Below are 7,556 nucleotides of genomic sequence, written 5' to 3' on the forward strand. Positions count from 1 at the left end.
GATAGTTCTTTAATTTTTCTCTATCAATTTTTCTTGGTTTGGTTCCCTTAACTTGGTGATGAAGGTCGCCAGTAGTCTCCATTAATTTTAGCCATTGATAGATGGTGTTGCGTGAAATATCGAAAACAACAGATGCTTCAGTAATACTGCCGGTTTTCTCACAGTATGCGAGAACTTTTTTACGAAAATCTAATGAATATGCCATAAATACATTATATCACAAAATGTACTGTTTTTGTTTCATTTTACTATACTGCCACTCTGTGAAAATCAGGGTCAAACGTTATTGACTTGAAGAATGGCAACTTTATCTGCACACTGCTGATACGAACAACATTTGCCCTATTTCTAATGTTCCAAAGTCTTTGGGAAATGTTCTCAATTTGATTTTCATTGAGTATGCAATCAGAAATAATTGTGAGAGGGTAGTAATTGTTTCTAAATTTTAAGGAGATATTATGTCAAAAATTATTGCTAAACGTGTATCCAATTACGAATTGTTTTATGATTTGGTCTTTGTATTAGCCACTTCTTCTCTAACAGGCTTGCTACATGGGGACCACATTGGTTTTAAGGAGATAGTGACCTTTATCACTGCAAACTTGATTATTATGACACTATGGATTAATGAGACTATCTACCTCAACAAGTATGGTGAAAGAGATCGTCTAGATATTTACACTATTGTGGCCTCCATGTTTGTAGCTGGGCAATTATCCCTTAACTTTAGTAATGATTTTGAGCAGACTGCTCTGCCATTTTTTATTTTTATCAGCCTAGCCTATGGGCTAATTTCACTTCAGTATTATCTACGTGGGAAACGTATCGGTTTTACAGCAGATATTAAGAATAGTTTATTCATGTACGGAGCTTATATCCTTATCTTTCTCCTGTCCTGTATTGCCATGTTCTTTAACTTCTGGACTTACGATGAAAAAAGTTTATTAATTTTCTACATCCCATTTGTGATTTCCTATTTGTTTAAAGATAAACTCAGTCATGATGTGATGAACTTTCCTCATATCGTTGAACGTTGCCAGCTGATTACTATCATCACTTTTGGTGAAACAGTTATTGCCATTTTGAAGAACTATCCTATTCAAACGCACTTGCTAGCAGGTATCTTCTTCTTCCTAGCTATGGCCTTCTCATTTATGTTCTACATTTCGCAAACCTATCTTAATATCAATCACCATCAGAAAACAAATGTTGCAGTATTACTTTATGCTCATATGGTCCTAGTTTTGGGAATTAACTTCTTTACCGTTGCTGTGGAAGTCTTATCTGGTGAACATGCTAGCTTTGGTTTACCCTTCCTACTTATCGGATTCTTTCTCTACTATCTCGGCATCCTCATGACCACTCGTTATAACCAAGACCTTTATCGACTTGGAAAGGCAGTCTGGTTGCAATATGCTCTCACCTTGTTAACAACCATTACGCTGCTAATCATAAGTCAACATCATTTACTTCTTATGGCTATCATATTAACTGTCAGTTCTTACACGATGGTTAGAATTACCCATCGCCATCGTACCTCAGTCAGAGAAAATTTGGATTAATAAGAAAAACCGACTGCCTAAAAGATAGATTGATTTTTCTGACTATTTATCCAAAAATTGTTTCAAACGAATGATTTCAATCTTATAACCGTCTGGGTCTGTGATGAAGTAGTACATTTTAGGTTTACCGGGTAGGCCAGATAGTGGGGTAACGGTATAGCCAGCTTTTTCATGAGCAGCGTGACTAGCTTCCAAATTATCTACTCCAACAGCTATGTGGCCATAGCCATTTCCAAGATCGTAAGCTTCATGACCGTAATTGTAGGTCAATTCTAGTTCATAGTTTGGGTCGTCTTCAAGTGCCAAGTAAACAAGTGTAAACTTATATTCTGGGAAATCATTGCGACGCACTTCTTTGAATCCAAGTGCTTCTTGATAAAAGGTGAGTGAGGCGTCCAAATCTTTGACGCGGATGCAGGTATGTAAAAATGGCATACATTTTCCTTTCTATATAAATACTATTGGGGATGGCAGAGCTAGTTAGCTAGCCATGTAACGACTTCTTCACGTGGTTTACGTGAGCGAGGGTGCTTTGGCTCTTTGAGACGGTAACCAAATGCAATCATCGTGGCAACGGCTTCCTTTTCAATGTCAATCCAACCTAATTCAGCCAAGCGTTCGTTTAAAACTGCGTGGTTGAAACCTTCAATTGGGCAGGAATCTATACCAATCATAGCTGCACTGGTCATCATATTCCCCATGGCTATGTAAGTCTGCTTGGCTGTCCAATCCCAGAGGGCACGCGGATTATCGACCATCTGCATATCTCTCGTTTGGAAAGCTTGGTAGAGGGCAATACGGCTATCTAAATCAGACTGTTCTGTTAAACCGCGGCGTACCAAGCTGTCTTTAATAGATTTGCTGTCATAGCGGGCATTTTTTTCAGCCACAAGCAAGACAAAGTGACTGGCTGTCTCTAACTGGGGTTGGGCACCCCAGGCAATGTCCTTGACAGCAGCACTTAGTTCTGGGATGTGTTTTTTATCCACGACGATAAAACGCCAGCCTTCCAGTCCGACAGAAGAAGGGCTAAGCCAAGCCGTATCTAGGATGAAGTCCATATCCTCCTTACTGATAAGCTGGTCACTATAGACACGAACAGCTACGCGATGGTCAAAGGCATTACGAATTTGTTTTTTGATATCTTCTTTTGACATAGTTTTCTCCAGTTTTTTTCTTATAATAACACTTCAAAGCTATTTTTTCCAGTCTTTAGCAAAGGCAACGAGTCCATCTAACCTAGATTGGTGACCAAGCATCATTGTGTTAGGAACAGATTTGGCTAATTCTTTAGCTGGTGTACCGATTTGTGATTCTTGCGTCAAGATGCGAATACGGTTTATGATCCAATTTTTGAATTAACCAAGCGTGGTAAACATCAAGAAATTCATCGCCTTTGGCTTCGTTCCAACCATGCCATGCTAAGCGTAAAACACCATTTTCAGCATCTAAATCACATTCTTCAACTTGAGCTTCAACGTCAAAAGCAAATGTTTTAAAGCGGAAGCGTGTGTCATTTGTAAGAACAGTAGGGTCTTGCTTATACATGTACACGTCTGATGAATTTTCGTAATAAGTTTTCCCTTTACTAGCGTCAAGCGGATCATCGAGGATTTTGTCAAAGTTGAGGTCTTTAATGATAACTTCATTCGAAACAAAATTATCTGTTAGAACCTGTATTCACAAGCGAAGTACTTGAAGTACTTATAGATAAGAGATAGTTTTTTGCTAACTAAGGCAGTTTTTTGAGAGAATACTGACTGTATCTTGAAAAAAGTTCTGAGACCTAGTATGAATTTTTCTGGAATTAATAGATGGCATAAAATATTGAAAGTTCTAAAATGAAGTTAGCCACTTAGGGTATGAAAAAACATCTCAGAGAGATATAATTGTAATTACCACAATGACAAATTAGAAGGACTCTGAGATGCATGACTATTATACACCAAAAGGGAAACAGTTAGCACTAGCAGATCGTAGAAACATTGAACATCGGCTTAAAGAAGGATACGCCAAATCTCTGTTTCTATGAAAGTATGATAATAAACTTAAAAGAAAAATTGCAAATCATTTCTTTTATGGTAAAAATAAAAGTCATTGAAAGTTCAAAAAATTTTTAATAACTTGAACAGGTGTGATTTTTACACTTAAAAAAGAGATAAAATTATCTCGCCGAAAATAATTTTATCTCTCTACGTATGTGACATGTTGAATGTTTAAAAATGATAGTTATTATAGCAATGGTAGAATGACATTAACCCAGAACCAAGAAAGTGGCATGACGAGAATCATGGCTGGTATCATGTCGGCAATTGGGAACATTTTCAGTTTGACCATACGGAAACCTGTGGCAAGCATTAGAAAACCACCGCAGGCTTTGAAATCAGCAATCATATCAGGTGTTGTAAGTGGTACGATGAAGGCTGACAAGAAGAAGAGGCAGCAGAAAATGATAAATTGTGGAATGGCAACAAGTGATACCACATAACCTAGATTACAAGCAAAAATAGCTGCTGTAAAGAAGTCCAAAATTGATTTTGAAATCAAGATTGTTGAATCACCAGTCATTCCTGCATCTAGACTACCATAAATACCAGTACCGCTTGCGCAGAAAAGCACGATAACGGTTAACAAGGTAGCAAGGTAATCTTCGTGAGATAGTGATGAATGGTCGTTTGGTACGATTTTTGCCATGCTACGTTGCATGAGGGCACCGCCTTTGTTAATCCAATCACCAAGATGAAGAGCAAGTCCAATCCCTGTTCCGATAACGATGGCAAAGATAACAGCGGGCATGTATTTCATCAATCCGATAGATGAAATACCCATTCCCATTGAGCAGACCCCAAAAATCATGTTGATTTGTGTCTTGAAGTCTTCTGATAATTTGTTTCCAACAAGACCACCTAGTAGCCCTCCCAAAACGACTGATAGGGCATTAATGATGACGCCAGTAGGCATACAATTTTCCTCCTTCATAAGAAACAAAGTCATTAACAGTTTGAAAACATTAGTGTTGACTGCTAGACCGTGTTCTATTATTGTGAATTCTCTCTTTTCTGTTACATTTTAACACCAACTTTTTAAAAAACAATTCAGATTTTTGTGATATACTATTCTAAAATGGAATAGTATTAAGAATAGGAGCAGGACATGAATTTCCAAAAATTTCAAGTCTTTCTTAGCTTGTGTGAAACGTTGAATTACACCGAGACAGCAGAACAACTTTATACAACGCAAGGAAGCATTTCAAAGCAAATCATTGCGCTTGAAAAAGAGTTGGGGGTGATTTTGTTTAATCGTAAACATCGTCAAATTTCTCTGACAGAAGAAGGGGAGATTGTGCGAGTTTATGTTCAAAAGATTATGGGCACTTTTCAAGAAATGCAAGAGACATTAGAGGATTTGTCTGAACAAGAAAAACATAAACTAACCATTCATGGTATTCCGAGTATGTCTTCTTATCCTATTATTTCAGATATTGCAGCTTTTCAAAAGCAGTATCCTGATGACACGGTTGTTGTCGAGGAAGAAGAGGCTGACCAGCTGATGCATAGTTTAGATGATGGCATCTGCGATGCGGTCTTTACGCGTTCTTTTACCAAAGCTGCTCCTGATATTTATGATAGTCTAACCTTGGATTATGACCGTTTTGTCTTGGTTTTGCCTGAAAATCATCCCTTAGTCAACAAGGAAAAACTTGATTTGGCTGAATTGAAAGATGAGACATTCTTCCAACTTGGCAATAAAACGCAGTTGCTCCAAAAAGTACGAGAACTTTGTCATACTTATGGTTTTGAGCCGAAAATAGGCTATCAAGGAAATCGTATCAATCTCATCATTGACTTTATTGAAAAAGAAATGGGTGTTTCGGTGATGATGGAAAAATTGGTTGCACCGTTTAAAACGAAAGCAATTATCTGTCGTCCGTTGGAGGTTGATATGGTGTCAGAAATGAACTTAATCCGTCGTAAGAAGAAAACAACACCAGCTTTGGATGTATTCTGGAAAGGAATGCAAGAAAAACATTCCAGACAGGAATAGGAAAACGCCTAACTTGAATTGTTTATCGGTGATTGAAGGTTTACACTTTTAATATGAAATCTTTAAGAAGGAAGTAAATCTTATGTCAGAACAACCTTATGATTTGCGTAAAGTCTTGGAAGAACTTAAAGAAATTCCAGGACAATACCATGAAACGGATGTTGAAATCGATCCAAACGCTGAAATTTCTGGCGTTTACCGTTATATCGGAGCTGGCGGTACCGTAGAGCGTCCAACTCAAGAAGGTCCAGCAATGACCTTCAATAACATTAAGGGATTCCCTAATGTTCGTGTCAATATTGGTACAATGGCAAGCCGTAAACGTGTTGGTCATATTCTTCATCATGATTACAAAGACCTTGGCCATCTTTTGAACAAAGCCGTTGAAAATCCAGTGAAACCTGTTAAAGTTTCTAAGGACCAAGCACCTGCTCAAGAAGTTGTTCACTTAGCAACTGATGATGATTTTGATATTCGTAAGCTCATTGCTGCACCAACAAATACAGAATATGATGCAGGACCTTACATCACAACTGGTTTGGTTTATGGTTCAACGCCAGATAAATCAATGAGCGATGTTACAATTCACCGTATGGTTTTGGAAGATAAAGATACTATTGGTATTTATATCATGCCTGGTGGTCGTCACATTGGTGCTTTCTTGTCAGAATATCAAAAACTTAACAAACCAATGCCAATTACAATCAATATTGGTCTTGACCCTGCTATCTTGATTGGGGCGACATTTGAACCACCAACGACACCACTTGGTTACAATGAACTTTGGGTTGCAGGTGCGCTTCGTAAAGAACCTGTTCAATTGGTTGATTCTATCGCTGTTGATGAAGTTGGTATTGCACGTTCTGAATTTATCATTGAAGGTGAAATCCTTCCAAATGAAACAATTCAAGAAGATATTAATACGCACACAGGTCATGCCATGCCTGAATTCCCAGGTTACAATGGTCCAGCCAATCCAGCTTTAAATGTTATCAAAGTTAAAGCGGTCACTCACCGTAAAGATAATCCTATTATGCAAACAACAATTGGACCTTCTGAAGAACACGTGTCAATGGCAGGTATTCCAACAGAAGCTTCTATCCTTAACTTGGTTGACAAAGCTATCCCTGGTAAAGTGCTTAATGTTTACAATCCACCAGCTGGTGGCGGTAAATTGATGACAATCATGCAAATCCGCAAAGAAAATCCAGCTGATGAAGGAATTCAACGTCAAGCTGCCTTGCTAGCATTCTCATCTTTCAAAGAACTCAAAACAGTTATCCTTGTTGATGAAGATGTGGATATCTTTGATATGAATGATGTCATGTGGACCATCAATACACGCTTCCAAGCCCACAAAGATATTATGTCGTTGGAAGGTATGCGTAACCACCCACTTGACCCGTCAGAACGTCCAGAATATTCACCAGAACACATCCGTGTACGAGGAATGTCATCTAAACTTGTCCTTGACGGTACAGTGCCATTTGACATGAAAGACCAATTTGAACGTGCTAAATTTAAAGAAGTTCCTGATTGGAAAAAATATTTAGATTAATTGCTAACTCATTTTAGATAATGAAACTGCCATTATTTGATAAAATGGATAGAAGATAAGGCAAGAAATCATTGATAAGAGGCTGGAGCTAAGTTTTCCAACCTCTTATTTTAAGATACAAAGGGCGTTTAAAGAGTAAAGAAAAAATGGTGGTAAGCCAGAAATCTATGATTTCCTCTGCATACCCCTGCCAGAACGACTAGAAAGGTGCGGTCGACTGTTAAGGCGACAAAGCTTTTAGTCATTTACGGCTGGTAGTAACTAGCTAACGATACAGATTTCCAGCCCCCTCACTCTCGCTTCTCAAAGTTCGTGTCAATATTTCATCGCAGTGGTTGATTGGGTTTAACAGTCCAGTGGACTGTTAAAGGTTGGAGATAAGGTTTGCGAAG

Annotated in this window: 8 protein-coding genes; 3 read left to right on the top strand and 5 right to left on the bottom strand. The window is 38.2% G+C overall.

The window, feature by feature from the left end; genetic code table 11:
• Nucleotides 1–205, bottom strand: a 205-nt coding sequence (locus tag A3I7_RS0110425) for an IS630 transposase-related protein (protein WP_018376707.1), incomplete at its 3' end; no start/stop codon positions are given.
• A 253-nt stretch (nucleotides 206–458) separates the two neighbouring features.
• On the opposite strand from A3I7_RS0110425, the gene A3I7_RS0110430 reads away from it, so the two are divergent.
• Entirely contained in the window at nucleotides 459–1,562 is a 1,104-nt protein-coding gene (locus tag A3I7_RS0110430; RefSeq protein ID WP_018376708.1) for a low temperature requirement protein A, read from the top strand.
• Between the two features lie 42 nt (nucleotides 1,563–1,604).
• On the opposite strand, the gene gloA is transcribed toward A3I7_RS0110430, so the two are convergent.
• The 4 genes from gloA to A3I7_RS0110450 form a co-directional block, all read right to left on the bottom strand.
• Complete coding sequence (gloA, locus tag A3I7_RS0110435) at nucleotides 1,605–1,997, bottom strand: lactoylglutathione lyase (RefSeq protein WP_018376709.1); 393 nt, start codon at nucleotides 1,995–1,997, stop codon at nucleotides 1,605–1,607.
• 41 nt (nucleotides 1,998–2,038) lie between these two features.
• Complete coding sequence (locus A3I7_RS0110440; RefSeq protein ID WP_018376710.1) at nucleotides 2,039–2,719, bottom strand: NAD(P)H-dependent oxidoreductase; 681 nt, start codon at nucleotides 2,717–2,719, stop codon at nucleotides 2,039–2,041.
• A 133-nt stretch (nucleotides 2,720–2,852) separates the two neighbouring features.
• The gene (locus A3I7_RS14650) at nucleotides 2,853–3,110 is read right to left on the bottom strand and encodes a hypothetical protein (RefSeq protein WP_245538859.1); all 258 of its coding nucleotides are present in this window, start codon (nucleotides 3,108–3,110) and stop codon (nucleotides 2,853–2,855) included.
• 684 nt (nucleotides 3,111–3,794) lie between these two features.
• On the bottom strand, nucleotides 3,795–4,523 hold the full coding sequence (locus A3I7_RS0110450; RefSeq protein WP_018376711.1) for a DUF554 domain-containing protein: 729 nt from the start codon (nucleotides 4,521–4,523) through the stop codon (nucleotides 3,795–3,797).
• 192 nt (nucleotides 4,524–4,715) lie between these two features.
• Between A3I7_RS0110450 and A3I7_RS0110455 the strand changes: the two genes are divergently transcribed.
• A complete protein-coding gene (locus A3I7_RS0110455; protein ID WP_018376712.1) occupies nucleotides 4,716–5,606 on the top strand; it encodes a LysR family transcriptional regulator in 891 nt (296 codons plus the stop codon).
• Between the two features lie 82 nt (nucleotides 5,607–5,688).
• A complete protein-coding gene (locus A3I7_RS0110460; protein WP_018376713.1) occupies nucleotides 5,689–7,164 on the top strand; it encodes a UbiD family decarboxylase in 1,476 nt (491 codons plus the stop codon).
• Nucleotides 7,165–7,556 lie beyond the last annotated feature (392 nt).

The organism is Streptococcus orisratti DSM 15617 (genome assembly GCF_000380105.1).
In the GTDB taxonomy this organism is placed as follows: domain Bacteria; phylum Bacillota; class Bacilli; order Lactobacillales; family Streptococcaceae; genus Streptococcus; species Streptococcus orisratti.

Coding starts and splice junctions, on each gene's coding strand:
- A3I7_RS0110430 (WP_018376708.1), top strand. CDS start 459: ATGTCAAAAATTATTGCTAAACGTGTATCCAATTACGAATTGTTTTAT.
- gloA (WP_018376709.1), bottom strand. CDS start 1,997: ATGCCATTTTTACATACCTGCATCCGCGTCAAAGATTTGGACGCCTCA.
- A3I7_RS0110440 (WP_018376710.1), bottom strand. CDS start 2,719: ATGTCAAAAGAAGATATCAAAAAACAAATTCGTAATGCCTTTGACCAT.
- A3I7_RS14650 (WP_245538859.1), bottom strand. CDS start 3,110: ATGTATAAGCAAGACCCTACTGTTCTTACAAATGACACACGCTTCCGC.
- A3I7_RS0110450 (WP_018376711.1), bottom strand. CDS start 4,523: ATGCCTACTGGCGTCATCATTAATGCCCTATCAGTCGTTTTGGGAGGG.
- A3I7_RS0110455 (WP_018376712.1), top strand. CDS start 4,716: ATGAATTTCCAAAAATTTCAAGTCTTTCTTAGCTTGTGTGAAACGTTG.
- A3I7_RS0110460 (WP_018376713.1), top strand. CDS start 5,689: ATGTCAGAACAACCTTATGATTTGCGTAAAGTCTTGGAAGAACTTAAA.